This window comes from Streptococcus mitis (assembly GCF_002096845.1).
Lineage (GTDB): Bacteria > Bacillota > Bacilli > Lactobacillales > Streptococcaceae > Streptococcus > Streptococcus mitis_A.
This window is the reverse complement of sequence record NZ_NCVK01000011.1, coordinates 1-17241: the sequence shown is the minus strand read 5'-3', so window position 1 is coordinate 17241 and position 17241 is coordinate 1. Positions and strand designations below refer to the sequence as shown.

General features: G+C 39.6%; 17 protein-coding genes. 14 read left to right on the top strand and 3 right to left on the bottom strand.

Features of this window, described 5'->3' with window-relative positions; translation table 11 throughout:
• Nucleotides 1-12: 12 nt before the first annotated feature.
• From B7695_RS03710 to B7695_RS03650, 13 genes are all read left to right on the top strand, one after another.
• Entirely contained in the window at nt 13-798 is a 786-nt protein-coding gene (locus B7695_RS03710; RefSeq protein WP_084889775.1) for an enoyl-CoA hydratase, read from the top strand.
• Between the two features lie 91 nt (nt 799-889).
• Entirely contained in the window at nt 890-1324 is a 435-nt protein-coding gene (fabT, locus tag B7695_RS03705) for a fatty acid biosynthesis transcriptional regulator FabT (protein ID WP_023945587.1), read from the top strand.
• Nucleotides 1324-2298 carry a beta-ketoacyl-ACP synthase III gene (locus B7695_RS03700; protein WP_084889773.1) on the top strand — a complete coding sequence of 325 codons (975 nt, stop codon included), beginning with the start codon at nt 1324-1326 and terminating at the stop codon, nt 2296-2298. The genes fabT and B7695_RS03700 overlap by 1 nt, the downstream gene beginning before the upstream one ends.
• 59 nt (nt 2299-2357) lie before the next feature.
• Complete coding sequence (locus B7695_RS03695; protein WP_000257838.1) at nt 2358-2582, top strand: acyl carrier protein; 225 nt, start codon at nt 2358-2360, stop codon at nt 2580-2582.
• Between the two features lie 117 nt (nt 2583-2699).
• A complete protein-coding gene (gene fabK / locus B7695_RS03690; protein WP_084889771.1) occupies nt 2700-3674 on the top strand; it encodes an enoyl-[acyl-carrier-protein] reductase FabK in 975 nt (324 codons plus the stop codon).
• Entirely contained in the window at nt 3667-4590 is a 924-nt protein-coding gene (gene fabD, locus B7695_RS03685) for an ACP S-malonyltransferase (RefSeq protein ID WP_084889769.1), read from the top strand. Before fabK ends, fabD begins: the two co-directional genes overlap by 8 nt.
• A 40-nt stretch (nt 4591-4630) precedes the next feature.
• The gene (gene fabG, locus B7695_RS03680; protein ID WP_084889767.1) at nt 4631-5362 is read left to right on the top strand and encodes a 3-oxoacyl-[acyl-carrier-protein] reductase; all 732 of its coding nucleotides are present in this window, start codon (nt 4631-4633) and stop codon (nt 5360-5362) included.
• Between the two features lie 21 nt (nt 5363-5383).
• Nucleotides 5384-6619 (top strand): beta-ketoacyl-ACP synthase II, encoded by a 1236-nt coding sequence (fabF, locus tag B7695_RS03675; protein WP_084889765.1) that lies wholly within the window; start codon nt 5384-5386, stop codon nt 6617-6619.
• 2 nt (nt 6620-6621) lie between these two features.
• Complete coding sequence (gene accB / locus B7695_RS03670; protein ID WP_084889763.1) at nt 6622-7107, top strand: acetyl-CoA carboxylase biotin carboxyl carrier protein; 486 nt, start codon at nt 6622-6624, stop codon at nt 7105-7107.
• The gene (gene fabZ, locus B7695_RS03665; protein ID WP_084889761.1) at nt 7104-7526 is read left to right on the top strand and encodes a 3-hydroxyacyl-ACP dehydratase FabZ; all 423 of its coding nucleotides are present in this window, start codon (nt 7104-7106) and stop codon (nt 7524-7526) included. Before accB ends, fabZ begins: the two co-directional genes overlap by 4 nt.
• Nucleotides 7527-7537: 11 nt before the next feature.
• A complete protein-coding gene (accC, locus tag B7695_RS03660) occupies nt 7538-8905 on the top strand; it encodes an acetyl-CoA carboxylase biotin carboxylase subunit (protein WP_084889759.1) in 1368 nt (455 codons plus the stop codon).
• 36 nt (nt 8906-8941) lie between these two features.
• A complete protein-coding gene (gene accD / locus B7695_RS03655; RefSeq protein WP_084889757.1) occupies nt 8942-9808 on the top strand; it encodes an acetyl-CoA carboxylase, carboxyltransferase subunit beta in 867 nt (288 codons plus the stop codon).
• The gene (locus tag B7695_RS03650; protein WP_084889755.1) at nt 9805-10572 is read left to right on the top strand and encodes an acetyl-CoA carboxylase carboxyl transferase subunit alpha; all 768 of its coding nucleotides are present in this window, start codon (nt 9805-9807) and stop codon (nt 10570-10572) included. The genes accD and B7695_RS03650 overlap by 4 nt, the downstream gene beginning before the upstream one ends.
• Nucleotides 10573-10673: 101 nt before the next feature.
• On the opposite strand, the gene nusB is transcribed toward B7695_RS03650, so the two are convergent.
• Genes nusB through efp form a run of 3 tightly spaced genes read right to left on the bottom strand, consistent with a single transcriptional unit; the run spans nt 10674 to nt 12063 of the window.
• Nucleotides 10674-11099, bottom strand: a complete 426-nt coding sequence (gene nusB, locus B7695_RS03645; RefSeq protein ID WP_084889753.1) for a transcription antitermination factor NusB — start codon at nt 11097-11099, stop codon at nt 10674-10676.
• Nucleotides 11092-11481 (bottom strand): Asp23/Gls24 family envelope stress response protein, encoded by a 390-nt coding sequence (locus B7695_RS03640; protein WP_000510575.1) that lies wholly within the window; start codon nt 11479-11481, stop codon nt 11092-11094. The genes nusB and B7695_RS03640 overlap by 8 nt, the downstream gene beginning before the upstream one ends.
• 21 nt (nt 11482-11502) lie before the next feature.
• Entirely contained in the window at nt 11503-12063 is a 561-nt protein-coding gene (efp, locus tag B7695_RS03635; RefSeq protein WP_000568643.1) for an elongation factor P, read from the bottom strand.
• A gap of 253 nt (nt 12064-12316) precedes the next feature.
• Between efp and B7695_RS03630 the strand changes: the two genes are divergently transcribed.
• The coding region (locus B7695_RS03630) for a MucBP domain-containing protein (protein ID WP_084889751.1) at nt 12317-17241 on the top strand (4925 nt) is incomplete at its 3' end.

The following is a 17241-nucleotide window of genomic DNA, read 5'->3' as shown; positions in this document are numbered from 1 at the left end:
AAAGGAGTCCAGATGGAACACATTATTTATCAACTTGAAGAGGATTTGGCAATCCTTACCTTGAACCGTCCTGAGGTTGCAAATGGTTTTCATATTCCTATGTGTGAGGAGATTTTAGAAGCTCTGACTTTGGCAGAAGAGGATTCGGCTGTGCATTTTGTCTTAATCAACGCGAATGGCAAAGTCTTTTCAGTTGGGGGAGATTTAGTAGAGATGAAGCGGGCGGTGGATGAGGATGATATTCCATCATTGACGAAAATCGCAGAATTGGTCAATACTATTTCCTATAAAATCAAGCAAATAGCCAAACCTGTCTTGATGGAGGTTGATGGGGCTGTTGCAGGTGCCGCAGCGAATATGGCTGTTGCTGCGGATTTCTGTCTGGCAACGGATAAGGCTAAATTTATCCAAGCTTTTGTTGGAGTTGGCTTGGCTCCGGATGCAGGAGGAATTCATCTTTTGAGTCGAAGTATTGGTGTGACGCGTGCAACTCAACTAGCCATGACAGGAGAGGCTTTGACAGCAGAAAAAGCTCTAGAGTGGGGCCTGGTTTACCGTATTTCTGAAGCTGATAAGTTAGAAAAAACCAGAGGACAGCTTCTTAAAAAATTAAGACGTGGGTCAGCTAATTCTTATGCAGCTATCAAGAAGTTGGTTTGGGAGAGTCAATTTAAAGATTGGCAAGATTATGCTGCTTTAGAATTGAAGCTACAGGAATCCTTGGCTCAAACAGAGGATTTCAAAGAGGGAGTTCGGGCTCATTCGGAGAGAAGAAGGCCTAAATTTACAGGAAAATAAAAAAATACTTGCACTGTTCTTTGAAGTTTGATATAATTTTTTTGTCAAATGTTTTGATTGTGAAAGTTTTTTGAAAAGGAGGGAAAAGAGATTGGACTACCAACGAATTAATGAATATTTAACATCTATATTTAACAATGTCCTCGTTATCGAGGAAGTTAGCTTGAGGGGTAGTCGTTTCAAGGATATCTCCATTAAAGAAGTACATACAATCGATGTAATTGGAAAATTCCCAGATGTGACGCCAAGTCAAGTGTCGAAAGAGTTGATGGTGACTCTTGGGACGGTTACGACGAGTTTGAATAATCTTGAACGCAAGGGTTACATTGAACGCATTCGCTCAGAGCAGGATCGTCGTGTGGTGCATCTGCATTTGACAAAGAAGGGTCGCTTGGTTCATAGACTACATAAACGCTTCCACAAGGCCATGGTTGAAAAAATCATTGACGGTATGAGTAAGGAAGAAATTGATGTTATGAGCAAAGGGTTAACCAATCTTTATCAATTTTTGGAGGATTTGAAATAATGGCTTTTGCAAAAATAAGCCAGGTTGCTCATTATGTGCCAGAGCAAGTGGTTACAAATCATGATTTGGCCCAGATTATGGATACCAATGATGAGTGGATTTCAAGTCGGACGGGAATACGACAAAGGCATATTTCAAGAACAGAATCTACTAGTGATTTGGCTACAGAGGTTGCCAAGAAACTGATGACAAAAGCTGGAATCACAGGGGAAGAGCTGGATTTTATCATCCTAGCTACCATCACTCCAGATTCGATGATGCCCTCTACAGCTGCTCGTGTCCAAGCTAATATTGGTGCTAATAAGGCCTTTGCTTTTGACCTAACAGCTGCTTGTAGTGGATTTGTATTTGCTCTTTCAACTGCTGAAAAGTTTATCGCTTCTGGTCGCTTTCAAAAAGGCTTGGTGATTGGTAGTGAAACCCTCTCTAAAGCAGTCGATTGGTCGGACCGATCAACAGCTGTTTTGTTTGGAGATGGTGCTGGTGGTGTCTTGCTAGAAGCTAGCGAGAAAGAGCATTTCTTGGCTGAGAGTCTCAATAGCGATGGAAGTCGCAGCGAGTGTCTAACGTACGGACATTCAAGCTTGCATTCTCCATTTTCAGATCAAGAAAATTCAGATTCATTTTTGAAGATGGATGGACGCGCAGTTTTTGATTTTGCCATTCGGGATGTAGCCAAGTCTATCAAACAGACTATTGAAGAATCTCCTGTAGAGGCGACAGACTTGGATTATCTACTACTTCATCAGGCTAATGACCGTATCTTGGATAAAATGGCTAAAAAAATTGGTGTCGAACGAGACAAACTTCCAGCCAATATGATGGAATATGGCAATACCAGTGCAGCCAGTATCCCGATTTTACTTTCAGAGTGTGTAGAACAAGGCCTCATCCGTTTAGATGGTAGTCAGACTGTTCTGCTATCAGGCTTCGGTGGAGGCTTGACCTGGGGCACGCTCATTCTTACAATTTAGGTAATCATGTGGTGAACACATTGTTATAAAAAAACTATTTATTTTAAAGGAGTCCTATCATGGCAGTATTTGAAAAAGTACAAGAAATTATCGTTGAAGAACTTGGAAAAGACGCATCAGAAGTAACACTTGAATCAACTTTTGATGATTTGGACGCAGATTCATTGGACTTGTTCCAAGTAATCTCAGAAATTGAAGATGCTTTTGATATCCAAATCGAAGCAGAAGATGACTTGAAAACAGTTGGTGACTTGGTTGCCTACGTTGAAGAGCAAACAAAATAAGCAGAATATAAGATAGAAGGAGTAGGGAAACCCGCTCCCTCTTGTTTAGGTAATAGTTTGATTGTCAAATTATGACGGTATCGAACTATTACGTAAGCAAGAAACGATGGAGGCACTATGAAAACGCGTATTACAGAATTATTGAACATTGATTATCCTATTTTTCAAGGAGGAATGGCCTGGGTTGCTGATGGTGATTTGGCAGGGGCTGTTTCTAAGGCTGGGGGACTAGGCATTATCGGTGGGGGAAATGCCCCGAAAGAAGTTGTCAAGGCTAATATTGATAAAATCAAATCATTGACGGATAAACCCTTTGGTGTCAACATCATGCTCTTGTCTCCCTTTGTGGAAGATATTGTAGACCTTGTTATCGAGGAAGGTGTTAAGGTAGTGACAACAGGCGCAGGAAATCCTAGTAAATACATGGAACGCTTCCATGAAGCTGGGATCACAGTCATTCCTGTTGTACCAAGTGTTGCCCTAGCTAAACGCATGGAAAAAATCGGTGCGGATGCTATTATCGCAGAAGGAATGGAAGCTGGGGGACACATTGGCAAATTAACAACCATGACCTTGGTGCGTCAGGTAGTTGCTGCTGTATCTATTCCTGTTATTGCTGCAGGAGGGATTGCGGATGGTGAAGGTGCTGCGGCTGGATTTATGCTAGGTGCGGAGGCTGTTCAGGTTGGAACTCGCTTTGTCGTTGCCAAAGAGTCTAATGCCCATCCAAATTATAAGGCGAAAATTTTAAAAGCTAGAGATATTGATACTACGATTTCAGCTCAACACTTTGGCCATGCTGTTCGTGCTATTAAAAATCAATTGACTCGTGATTTTGAAAAAGCTGAGAAAGATGCCTTTAAACAGGAAAATCCTGATTTAGAAATCTTTGAACAAATGGGAGCAGGTGCCCTAGCAAAAGCAGTTGTTCACGGAGATGTGGATGGCGGATCTGTCATGGCAGGTCAGATTGCAGGGCTTGTTTCCAAAGAAGAAACCGTTGAAGAAATCCTAAAAGATTTGTATTACGGAGCAGCTAAGAAAATTCAAGAAGAAGCCTCTCGTTGGGCAGGAGTTGTAAGAAATGACTAAAACAGCCTTTTTATTTGCTGGTCAAGGTGCCCAGTATCTAGGGATGGGACGGGATCTCTATGATCACTACCCTATTGTCAAAGAGACGATTGATCAAGCGAGTCAGGTACTCGGTTATGATTTGCGTCATCTCATTGATAGGGAAGAAGAAAAACTTAACCAGACTCGCTATACGCAACCAGCTATTTTAGCAACTTCAGTTGCTATCTACCGTCTATTGCAAGAAAAGGGTTATCAGGCTGATATGGTTGCTGGTTTGTCCCTTGGAGAATATTCTGCCTTGGTAGCCAGTGGCGCCTTGGATTTTGAAGAAGCTGTTGCTTTGGTTGCTAAGCGTGGAGCCTATATGGAAGAAGCAGCTCCTGCTGGCTCTGGTAAGATGGTAGCGATTCTCAATACGCCAGTAGAGGTCATTGAAGAAGCCTGCCAAAAAGCTTCTGAACTTGGAGTGGTTACCCCAGCCAACTATAATACACCTGCACAAATTGTGATTGGAGGAGAAGTGGTTGCAGTTGATCGAGCTGTTGAACTCTTGCAAGAAGCAGGTGCCAAACGCTTGATTCCTCTCAAGGTGTCAGGTCCCTTTCATACCGCTCTCCTTGAGCCTGCTAGCCAGAAACTAGCTGAAACTCTAGCTCAGGTAAGTTTTTCAGATTTCACTTGTCCCCTAGTCGGCAATACAGAAGCTGCAGTTATGAAAAAAGAAGACATTATTCAACTTTTGACGCGTCAGGTCAAGGAGCCAGTTCGTTTCTATGAAAGTATTGCAGTTATGCAAGAAGCAGGCGTCACCAACTTTATAGAGATTGGACCGGGGAAAGTCTTGTCAGGCTTTGTCAAAAAAATTGATAAGACAGCTAAACTAGCCAATGTTGAAGATCAGGCGAGTTTGGAAACCTTGCTAGAAAACGAGTAATCCCTTCTCCCATAAATACAAGAGGAAACAGGAGAAAAGAATGCAACTAAAAAATAAAAATATCTTTATTACAGGTTCGAGTCGTGGAATTGGTCTTGCCATTGCCCACAAGTTTGCTCAGGCAGGAACCAATATTGTTTTAAACAGTCGTGGGGCAATCTCAGAAGAATTGCTCGCTGAGTTTTCAAACTATGGTGTCAAGGTGGTTCCTATATCAGGAGACGTGTCAGATTTTGAAGACGCTAAGCGTATGGTTGATCAAGCTATTGCAGAGCTGGGTTCAGTAGATGTTTTGGTCAACAATGCAGGGATTACCCAAGATACCCTAATGCTCAAGATGACAGAAGCGGATTTTGAAAAAGTGCTCAAGGTTAACTTGACTGGTGCCTTTAACATGACACAATCAGTCTTGAAACCGATGATGAAAGCCAGAGAAGGTGCTATCATTAATATGTCTAGTGTTGTTGGTTTGATGGGGAATATCGGTCAAGCTAACTATGCAGCTTCTAAGGCTGGTTTGATTGGTTTTACCAAGTCTGTGGCTCGTGAAGTGGCCAATCGCAATATCAGGGTTAATGCTATTGCACCGGGAATGATTGAGTCCGATATGACAGCTGTTCTATCAGACAAGGTAAAAGATGCCATGCTGGCGCAAATTCCTATGAAAGAATTTGGGCAGGCAGAGCAGGTTGCAGATTTAACAGTATTTTTAGCAGGCCAAGATTATCTAACTGGTCAAGTGGTTGCCATTGATGGTGGCTTAAGTATGTAGCAGAAGCTAGAGGTAAAAAAGATGAAACTAAATCGCGTAGTAGTAACAGGTTATGGAGTAACATCTCCAATCGGAAATACACCAGAAGAATTTTGGAATAGTTTGACAACTGGAAAAATCGGAATTGGTTCAATTACAAAATTTGATCATAGTGACTTTGATGTGCATAATGCGGCAGAAATCCAAGATTTTCCTTTTGATAAATACTTTGTAAAGAAAGATACTAATCGTTTTGATAACTATTCTTTATATGCCTTGTATGCGGCCCAAGAAGCCGTTAATCATGCAGGTCTTGATGTAGAGGCTCTTGACAAGGATCGTTTTGGTGTTATCGTTGCCTCTGGTATTGGTGGAATCAAAGAAATTGAAGATCAAGTGCTTCGTCTCAACGAAAAAGGGCCAAAACGTGTGAAACCATTGACCCTTCCAAAAGCCTTGCCAAATATGGCTTCAGGAAATGTTGCTATGCGTTTTGGAGCAAACGGTGTTTGTAAATCCATCAATACTGCCTGCGCTTCATCAAATGACGCGATTGGGGATGCCTTCCGCTCAATTAAATTTGGTTTCCAAGACGTTATGTTGGTAGGTGGTTCAGAAGCCTCTATCACACCTTTTGCTATTGCTGGTTTCCAAGCCCTAACTGCTCTCTCAACTACAGAGGATCCAACTCGTGCCTCTATTCCATTTGATAAGGATCGCAATGGGTTTGTTATGGGTGAAGGTTCTGGGATGTTGGTTCTTGAAAGTCTTGAACACGCCGAAAAACGTGGGGCTACTATCCTGGCTGAAGTAGTTGGTTACGGAAATACTTGTGATGCCTACCATATGACTTCTCCACATCCAGAAGGTCAGGGAGCTATAAAGGCCATCAAACTAGCCTTGGAAGAAGCAGAGATTTCTCCAGAGCAAGTAGCCTATGTCAATGCTCACGGAACGTCAACTCCTGCTAATGAAAAAGGAGAAAGTGGTGCCATCGTGGCTGTTCTTGGTAAGGAAGTACCTGTATCATCAACCAAATCTTTCACAGGACATTTGCTGGGTGCTGCAGGTGCAGTAGAAGCTATCGTCACAATCGAAGCCATGCGTCATAACTTTGTTCCAATGACAGCTGGAACAAGTGAAGTATCAGATTATATCGAAGCCAATGTCGTTTATGGACAAGGCTTGGAGCAAGAAATTCCATACGCTATTTCAAATACTTTTGGTTTTGGTGGCCACAATGCAGTTCTTGCTTTCAAACGTTGGGAGAATAAATAAGTATGAATTTAAACGATATTAAAGACTTGATGGCCCAATTTGACCAGTCAAGTTTGAGAGAATTTTCTTATAAAAATGGGACGGATGAGTTGCAGTTTAGCAAGAATGAAGCGAGACTTGTGTCTGAAGTCGCCGCTCAAGTCGCTCCAGCACCCGTTCTAGCAACACCGAGTCCAGTAGCTCCTACATCTGCTCCAGCAGAGACTGTAGTAGAAGAAGTTCCAGCTCCAGCTGAAGCAAGTGTGGCTGCTGAGGGAGATCTTGTAGAGAGCCCACTTGTTGGGGTGGCTTACTTGGCTGCTGGTCCAGATAAACCTACCTTTGTAACAGTTGGTGATAGTGTTAAAAAAGGCCAAACACTGGTGATCATCGAAGCCATGAAAGTCATGAATGAAATCCCAGCTCCTAAGGATGGTGTAGTAACGGAAATTCTCGTTTCTAACGAAGAAATGGTTGAGTTTGGTAAAGGATTGGTACGAATCAAATGATTGATATTCAAGGAATCAAAGAAGCCCTTCCCCACCGTTATCCTATGCTCCTAGTGGACCGTGTGTTGGAAGTGAGTGAGGATACCATTGTTGCTATCAAAAATGTGACCATCAATGAGCCCTTCTTTAATGGTCATTTCCCTCAATATCCTGTCATGCCAGGTGTTCTGATCATGGAAGCCTTGGCACAAACAGCTGGTGTCTTGGAGTTATCAAAACCTGAAAATAAAGGGAAACTGGTTTTTTATGCTGGCATGGATAAGGTTAAGTTTAAGAAGCAAGTTGTGCCTGGAGACCAATTGCTTATGACAGCGACTTTTGTAAAACGTCGTGGTACCATTGCCGTGCTTGAAGCAAAGGCTGAAGTGGATGGCAAGCTTGCGGCCAGTGGTACTCTTACCTTTGCAATTGGGAACTAAGGAGGTTCTCCATGTTTCGAAAAATTTTAATTGCCAATCGTGGTGAAATTGCGGTTCGTATTATCCGTGCGGCGCGTGAATTGGGAATTGCGACGGTGGCGGTTTATTCGACTGCTGATAAGGAAGCCCTTCATACGCTTTTAGCAGATGAAGCAGTTTGTATCGGTCCTGGCAAGGCAACAGAGTCTTATCTCAATATTAATGCGGTTCTATCAGCTGCAGTCTTGACTGAGGCAGAAGCCATTCACCCAGGTTTTGGATTTCTCAGTGAAAATTCCAAATTTGCAACCATGTGTGAAGAGGTGGGGATTAAGTTTATCGGCCCATCTGGTCATGTCATGGATATGATGGGAGACAAAATCAATGCGCGTGCTCAGATGATAAAAGCAGGTGTGCCTGTCATTCCAGGTTCAGATGGAGAAGTCCATAACTCTGAAGAAGCTTTGATTGTTGCTGAAAAAATTGGCTATCCTGTTATGCTCAAGGCTTCAGCAGGTGGAGGTGGTAAAGGGATTCGTAAGGTTGAAAAACCAGAAGACCTCGTTTCAGCCTTTGAAACAGCCTCTAGTGAAGCCAAGGCTAATTATGGCAATGGTGCCATGTACATAGAACGGGTCATCTATCCAGCTCGTCACATCGAGGTTCAAATCCTAGGAGATGAACACGGGAATGTGATTCACTTGGGGGAACGGGATTGTTCTCTTCAACGGAATAATCAAAAGGTTTTGGAAGAAAGTCCTTCAATTGCAATCGGAAAAACGTTGCGCCATGAAATCGGTGCTGCTGCTGTTCGAGCGGCAGAGTCTGTGGGCTATGAGAATGCAGGGACCATTGAGTTTCTTCTTGATGAAGCTAGCGGTAAATTCTATTTTATGGAGATGAATACTCGTGTACAAGTAGAACATCCAGTAACAGAATTTGTTTCAGGTGTTGATATCGTTAAGGAACAGATCCGCATTGCGGCAGGTCAGCCTTTGTCTGTGAAGCAAGAAGATATTGTTCTACGCGGCCATGCTATCGAGTGTCGTATCAATGCAGAAAATCCAGCTTTTAACTTTGCTCCAAGTCCAGGTAAGATTACCAATCTCTATCTTCCAAGTGGTGGAGTTGGTTTGCGCGTGGATTCAGCAGTTTATCCAGGCTATACCATTCCGCCTTATTATGATAGTATGATTGCCAAAGTCATCGTTCACGGCGAAAATCGTTTTGATGCCTTGATGAAAATGCAACGTGCCCTCTATGAATTAGAGATTGAAGGGGTGCAGACCAATGCAGATTTCCAGCTTGACCTCATTTCAGATCGCAATGTCATTGCTGGGGATTATGATACTTCCTTCTTGATGGAAACCTTCTTACCTAAATATCAAGAAAAAGAATAAAATGACTTTAAGAGTTTAAACCGAAAAGGGGAATCAATGGCTCTATTTAGTAAAAAAGATAAGTATATTCGAATCAATCCCAATCGTTCGGTTAGGGAAAAACCTCAAGCCAAGCCAGAGGTTCCAGATGAATTATTTTCTAAGTGTCCAGGCTGTAAGCACACCATTTATCAGAAGGATCTGGGAAGTGAGCGTATCTGTCCGCACTGTAGCTATACCTTTCGTATTTCTGCCCAAGAACGCTTGGCTTTGACAATTGATATGGGAACCTTCAAGGAATTGTTTACAGGGATTGAAAGCAAGGATCCCTTGCATTTCCCTGGTTATCAAAAGAAACTAGCAACTATGCGTGAAAAAACAGGTCTGGATGAAGCCGTTGTGACAGGAACTGCTCTTATTAAAGGTCAGACTGTGGCTCTTGGGATTATGGATTCCAACTTTATCATGGCTTCTATGGGTACAGTTGTAGGGGAAAAAATTACTCGCTTGTTTGAGTATGCTACTATTGAACAGTTGCCAGTTGTTCTCTTCACAGCCTCTGGTGGAGCCCGTATGCAGGAAGGAATCATGAGTCTCATGCAGATGGCCAAGATTTCTGCAGCAGTTAAACGCCATTCAAATGCTGGTCTCTTTTATCTGACTATTTTGACAGATCCAACGACAGGTGGTGTAACAGCGTCTTTCGCTATGGAAGGCGATATCATTCTGGCTGAACCACAGAGCTTGGTTGGTTTTGCTGGGCGTCGTGTGATTGAAAATACGGTTCGTGAAAGTTTGCCTGAGGGTTTCCAAAAGGCAGAATTCCTATTGGAACATGGTTTTGTGGATGCTATTGTCAAAAGAAGAGACTTGCCAGATACCATTGCTAGCCTAATCAGATTGCATGGAGGGAGTCCTAGATGAATATTGCAAAAATAGTCAGAGAAGCGCGTGAGCAGAGTCGCTTGACAACCTTGGACTTTGCGACAGGCATTTTTGATGAATTTATCCAGTTACATGGTGACCGTTCTTTTCGTGATGATGGTGCAGTTGTGGGTGGTATTGGCTGGCTTGGAGATCAAGCTGTAACAGTGGTTGGTATCCAAAAAGGCAAGAGTTTACAAGACAACCTCAAACGGAATTTTGGACAACCGCATCCAGAAGGTTACCGTAAGGCCCTACGGTTAATGAAACAGGCTGAAAAGTTTGGCCGTCCAGTGGTGACTTTTATCAATACAGCAGGCGCCTATCCTGGTGTCGGAGCGGAAGAACGTGGTCAAGGAGAAGCTATCGCTCGCAATCTCATGGAAATGAGTGACCTGAAAGTTCCGATTATTGCTATCATTATCGGTGAAGGTGGTTCAGGCGGGGCTCTGGCATTAGCAGTCGCAGACCGTGTCTGGATGCTGGAAAATTCTATCTATGCCATTCTCAGTCCAGAAGGTTTTGCTTCTATTCTATGGAAGGACGGTAGTCGTGCTATGGAAGCAGCAGAACTGATGAAAATCACCTCACATGAACTATTAGAAATGGGCGTGGTGGATAAGGTGATTTCTGAAGCAGGACTTTCTAGTAAAGAACTGATTAAGAATGTTAAAAAAGAACTCCAAGCTGATCTAGCTAGACTTTCACAAAAACCGCTAGAAGAGTTGTTGGAAGAACGTTATCAACGATTTAGAAAATACTAATATAAAAACTAGAACTGGCAGTCAGTTCTAGTTTTTATGTGGATCTTACTCTGTGTCGAGGACACAACAAAAAGTGCCTGGAAGACCAAACACCTTTTTGATTATTCATTTTCTTCAGTTACAAATTGACTAAGCAGTCCGTTGATAAAGCGGGCTGATTTTTGATCTGAAAAATTCTTAGCAAGTTCAATGGCTTCATTGACTGCTACCAGCTGAGGTGTATCAAATGATGTGATTTCAAAGATACCCAAGCGTAGTAAGTTTTTTTCGACCAAAGTCAAGCGTTCAACTGTCCAGCCTGACTTGAGATGCTGGTTGATTTGTTTATCCAACTCGTCTTTTTGAGCTTGAACACCAGAAACCAAGTTCAGAAGAAAGGCAGGGATTTGCACATCTTCATCTTCACGGTCATGCGTGTAGGCAAAGCGACAAGCTGTTTCCATATCTGTGTCGAATTCAAGGCTCATGAGAGCTTGAAAAGCGCATTTACGAAGTTCGCGTCTAGATTCTAATAATGGACTAGTCATTGAGGAAGTCCTCGTTAAATAGATCTTTCAACTCAGGTTTTGGTGTCTTGTCTGGAACGATTCCTGCAACATGGATGTTGACAGCAGCAAGTTCCACATCAGCCATATCACGGACAGCATCTTTTACTGCTTTTTGAATAGCAAGAGCAACTTTTGGTACCTTCACACCGTACTCAAGATAGAGATAAATGTCAGCAGTTAGTTCTTCGTTGCTTTCTTTTAAGTAGACGCCACGACCAAGAGAGAGTTTTGATAGGGTATCAGACACGGATTTATTTGAAAATGAGTGGACACCATCAACTTTAGCAGTTGCGATGGCAATGATTTTTTCAAGTACACGTGGAGCGATAACGATTTCGCCAAATTGTTCTTCAATTCCCATAGAATGACCTCTTTCTAGAGATTAGGCACGAGAAACGTAAGTTCCTTCTGCAGTGTTGATGATCAATTTTTGTCCAGCTTCGATGAAGTCGGGAACGTTGACAACAAGTCCAGTTTCCATAGTCGCTGGTTTACCAGAACCTGTAACAGTAGCACCTTTGATAGATGGTTGTGTTTCAGCAACTGTCAACTCAACTGTAGTAGGTACAGTTACACCGATTACTTCAGTTCCGTAGAATTGGATTTTCACATCAGAGTTTTCAAGGATGTAAAGCAATTCATTTTCAACGTTTACGACTGGGATTTCGTATTGGTCGTAAGTTTCAGTGTTCATGAAGTAGGCAGTTTCATCCATTTTGTACAAGTATTGAGCTGGAACAGTTTCGATAATAGCTTGTTCGAATTTTTCTTCTGGACGGTAGCTTGTGTCAAATGTAGAACCAGTACGGACATCACGCAATTTCATACGCATGATCGTGTTCCCTTTACCTGGTTTGTGGTGGCTAGCTTCCAAAACACGGATCAATTTTCCGTCTGCAGTTTCAAATGTCATACCAGCTTTCAATTTGCTTGCTTCAATCATGTTTTTACCTCTTTAATAAATATTATTACTCTTCATTTTACCATAAAAGGAATGAAAAAGAAAGTTGGAGGTGGGATAATGGGAATATTTATATAAATTTATACTTGTGCGAAAAAATGTTTTAGAAGGGTATATTTTTTTTATGAAATTTATAAGCAAATATCTTAAAAATTACTTTGAAATATGATATAATGTAGTAGAAATATATTTGTACCTAAGTGTGCATATATATATATATATAAGGTGGTAAATCATGTTTAAATTATCTAGACAACAAAAAGATCATCGGTATTTTTGTGGAAACCGATACGAAAAATATTCGATTAAAAAATTAAAAGTTGGTGCTGCGAGTGTTTTAATCGGGGCAGGATTTTTGTTTGGTTACAATGTAGATACGGTAGAAGCTGACTCTGTTACTGAAACAGTAGTCAAGAAGGAAGCTGACACGGGACTAAACCTAGCTCAAGGAAATATTAAATCAGACACTGTTTCTGAAGCAAAACAAGAATTAGCTAAGCAACCAAAATCAAATGTAGAGCTAGAAAATTCAGCTGAGCCAGCGATACCTGTAAAAGAAAATGAAAAAGATACCGAACAAGCTTCAACAGGTTCAGATAACACTAATACTGCAGAAGAAGCTACGGCAAAACCATCTGTCGATTTATCTCTCTTGCAAGCAAAACTAGCTGATTTGGAAGCGCAAATAGAGCGTCTCAGAGGAAATAAAAAACAAGCTTCTCAAATCCAAAATGCTGAAAAACTAGTTGCAGAAGCTAAGCAATATTTAAGTGCATTGGGTGCAACACAGTCAGGAGCTGATAAAAAAGCAAAAGAAATTAGCTCATTAACTTCTATCTTAAAATCAATCAAGGCTGAAGAAACACCTAAAGAAAACAAAAATCAAGATAGTCGTAATGGTAAGAAACTGGAAGAAGGAACTGGCTTCCGTACCGGAGTGACAGCCCAAGCTTTGATAGGGTCAATTCATTTTGATACATCGAAAGGATCAACTGAAAAGACTATACCGGTTGCAAATAATGGTGACGGTGAACGTGTCATTAATATGGCGATTACTTATTCAGCTTCTTCAACTGAAACAGTTACAGGCGGTAAAGTACGTGTAACTATACCAAAGGAATTCTTGCATTCTACGAAAAAACCAGAATTTGCAAATTCATCATTTGTAAAAAGTGTAGATGATTTATCAACTGCTACAAATTATATTTATGATTTAAATTTAAATCCTATGAGCGGGGGAACTGTTGCTGAAAGTTTATTAAAATTATATGTGGGTACCTCTATAAAAAATGCTCCATCAAAAGGTGATGTATTATCAGTTAATACAGATTTTATAGTAGGTGGAGAAACTTTATCAACGAAGTCAGCCAGAGCTTCTTTTGACTATTTATCAGAAATTTTATATAGAGAAAAAGATTCAAGACCTAAAACTGTCAAATATATGGTCGATCAGTTTGGTGCTCCATTACCAGAATTTAAAATGGGATTCGTTTCGAATGGGACTTTCAAGCCGATTGAAGGAAGTACATTTAAATTGCCATTTATTATGAGTGATCAAAGCTTTTTCAATAATCAAGAAACGGAACAAAATGGTAATGGACGTTTAACAAGTTATGATTATACAATTAGTGGGATACCAGATTTCTTAGAATTAGATCCAACAAATACAAAAAATAATAAGTTTTGGACATTAGAAAATGGAGTTTTAACACTACATCCAGATGAAAAGAAAGGTATAGATCAAAGTTTACTTTATGGTGGACCAATTTTAAAAGTAAAAGAAGGTGCTTTTAATACCCCCGAAGCTATTGAAAGAGCAATTGAGACAAATTCTACTAAAGGATTCAATGCTAATATCGTTTATAAAGCAGTTGGGCATAGACCTGATGGTTCAACATTTACTCAGACATTAGATAATCCTGATGGATTTAGATTTTATCTCGGTGATGGTATTCCTGCTATTAAAGATCTGGATACAAGAATTTTCCCTGAAACAAATCAACGATTATTTTCAAATGCAAGTAATGAGGACGAATTTAAAGCTAGATTTTATGTACCATCTGATAAATTAAAAGGTGACGGTGCATCGTTACCAAGTCAGTATATAAACTATTTTATTCCAAAAGATCAAGAAGGAAATTACTTTACAAAATTCCAGTTAGATAAAGTATATACAAATGAAATAAAAGCTGACGGTTCAAGAGAATTTAGAGGTTCTTACAGAGAACAGTTAGATGGAAATTTAAAAGAGAATTTTAAATTATATGGAGTAACTAAAGATAACCAAGCTGAATTGTTGAAAGAATATACTTCAATTAATGAATTATATGATACTGTCGAAATTAATCCTGAAAAGAAATATGAGCATTTAATCCTAAAACATCCGGGTATAGTAGATGAATTCCAAAGATATAATTCAACTACTAAAACAATAACTGGATTAGAATCAAAACTTGGAGTAACTGTTGGTACATGGAAGGAAAAAGCCCAAGATAAAACAATTCAACGCTATGAAAATAAAATTGCGCAAGGGTTTACATCAGAGAACACAATAGAGAGTGCTATAGCTATGGAACGTCCTGCTACGGGTAGTGATTATCCTGCAGAACATATCAAAACTCCAACAAAATTAGCATTAGATATGAATCAAATAGGGAGTCAAACTTTAACTAAAGATCAGTTAACAAGAGGTCAAACAATTCCTATTGCCGTAACGTATACAGCACCAGATTATTTTTCTTTAGCAGAGACAGATAAAAATGGAGTTAAGACTTACGATTTAGATAAATTAGATCCAAATATTACTAAAACAAGTGTGATGTTATTAGCAGATCCAAAGTTACCGTTGAAAGACTTTAGATTAGCAGCAGATAATCGTTTATTATCGAAATACACATTACATTTTGGTGGAGCAAATGGTGAGACTGCAAAAGAATCGTATGATAAATTAAAAGAATCTTATGATACGGTAAATCCAACTAATATTATCGAAAATTATAAAGGAACAGGAAAACGTGCTTACATCTTTGATTCAAAAGATTTAGGTCTTACTAGATATGATTTAAATAAAGACGGATGGATTAAAGGTGGATTATATAGTCCTACAGCCTTGACTTTCGAAGTTGAAAATAATGGACAAGTTGAAGCTGGAACTTATGGGATTGAATCTTATTTAGTATGGAATAGTGAGTCTGAAACTTTAGTAGGTAATGACAATTCTATTAATGCTAATTTTGTTGAAAATCACGCACCAGGTTTATCTATTTCAAAAGCAAATATTAACGTTACTATTAATAATGTTGCTGAATATTCATCGTCTTTAACAATTGCTAAACCTGGGACTACAGGTGTGCGAGGAATTATTGATGTTAAGAATGGACAAGAAGTTGTCTTATTACCACAAATTGAAAATTTAACAGATCTTCCTCAAAGAGTAAAAGAAGTAGTAGTATTAATACCTAAGACAGAAGCTCTAACATATTTAGAAGGTCCAATAGTTGATGATTCAGACGAATATGATGTAGTTTATACAACATCAACTGCTACTGACAAAACTACTGGAACATATGTAAGTGCAGATAAAATCACAAATTGGAAAGATGTTACTGCCGTTAAATATGTATTTAAAAATAATTATACTGTAACAAAAGAGCATGCCTTTAAACATCACTTTAATCTACGTGTCGATCAGAATAACCCAAACTATGTGCAAAGTACTTCTCAAATTTTTCTAAAAGATGGAAAAGATACTTGGTTAGAATCGAATATTGTGGGATTAAGAACAGAAGATACTCGCGGAAAACTAGAAGTGTACTATAAAACTGTAGATGGCGAGCTCTTAAAAGAGTTCCCAAAAACTAGAGGTTTTGAAGGACAGCCTTATGCTACAACTAAAGAACCAATTCTTAAAGGTTTTGTAAATAGATGGTATGCTACGAACGACTATATTTTTATCGAAGTTCAACCAGATTCTGATCCGGAAAAAGGAACTTACGAAAGACAGGTAACTAAGAAAGTAACTTATCTATATGATAAGGCTAATGTGAAAGTAGAAACTAAAGATATTACAAGAACTATTAATTATATTGAAAAAAATAATGAAGGTAATATCATTTCTAATCCGGTAATTCAAAAAGTAACAGTTTCAAGAAAAGTGTATACTGGAGAAAAAACAGGACGTGTTGTAGAAGGTGATTGGGAAATTCCTGCAAATGCTAAATGGGAGTCTGTAACTTCTCCAACACCTTCAGAATGGGAAAAACCAGAAGTAAAAGTCAATGATCAATATATCACTAAGGAAGCAATTGATGAAGTAAGAATTACACCAGAAGTTCTTAATAACGGTAATATTGTTGAAAATGTATATTATGAAAGAATTGTGCCAGTTGGTGGAGATGTAGTAGCAAAATACGTTATCGAAGGTACAACAACTGAATTAAAACCAGCAACAGACGTCGCTAAGGGATTAAAAGTTGGAAAAGGATATACTTCAACAGCGCCAACAGCAGGTGAAGAATTAATAGCTACTGATGGGAAAGTTTATGTATATAAAGGACATAAAGTTACATCAGCTGGAGAACAAGGTACAGTTACAGCAGATAAACAAGAAGTCGTTTATGAGTACGCACCAAAAGTAGGTGGAAATGTCGAAGTGAAATATGTGATTGCAGGCACAGAAACAAACCTAAAAGATCCAGTAACATTAGTAACAAATGGACAAGTAGGAAGTGACTATACTGCGACGAAAGAAAACACACTCACAAAAGACGGCTTAGTTTATGAATTAGTTAAAACAAATAATGGACTAAAAGAAGGTTCAGCTACAGAAACAGGTAAAGTAACAGAAGCGAAACAAGAAGTCGTTTATGAGTACGCACCAAAAGTAGGTGGAAATGTCGAAGTGAAATATGTGATTGCAGGCACAGAAACAAACCTAAAAGATCCAGTAACATTAGTAACAAATGGACAAGTAGGAAGTGACTATACTGCGACGAAAGAAAACACACTCACAAAAGACGGCTTAGTTTATGAATTAGTTAAAACAAATAATGGACTAAAAGAAGGTTCAGCTACAGAAACAGGTAAAGTAACAGAAGCGAAACAAGAAGTCGTTTATGAGTACGCACCAAAAGTAGGTGGAAATGTCGAAGTGAAATATGT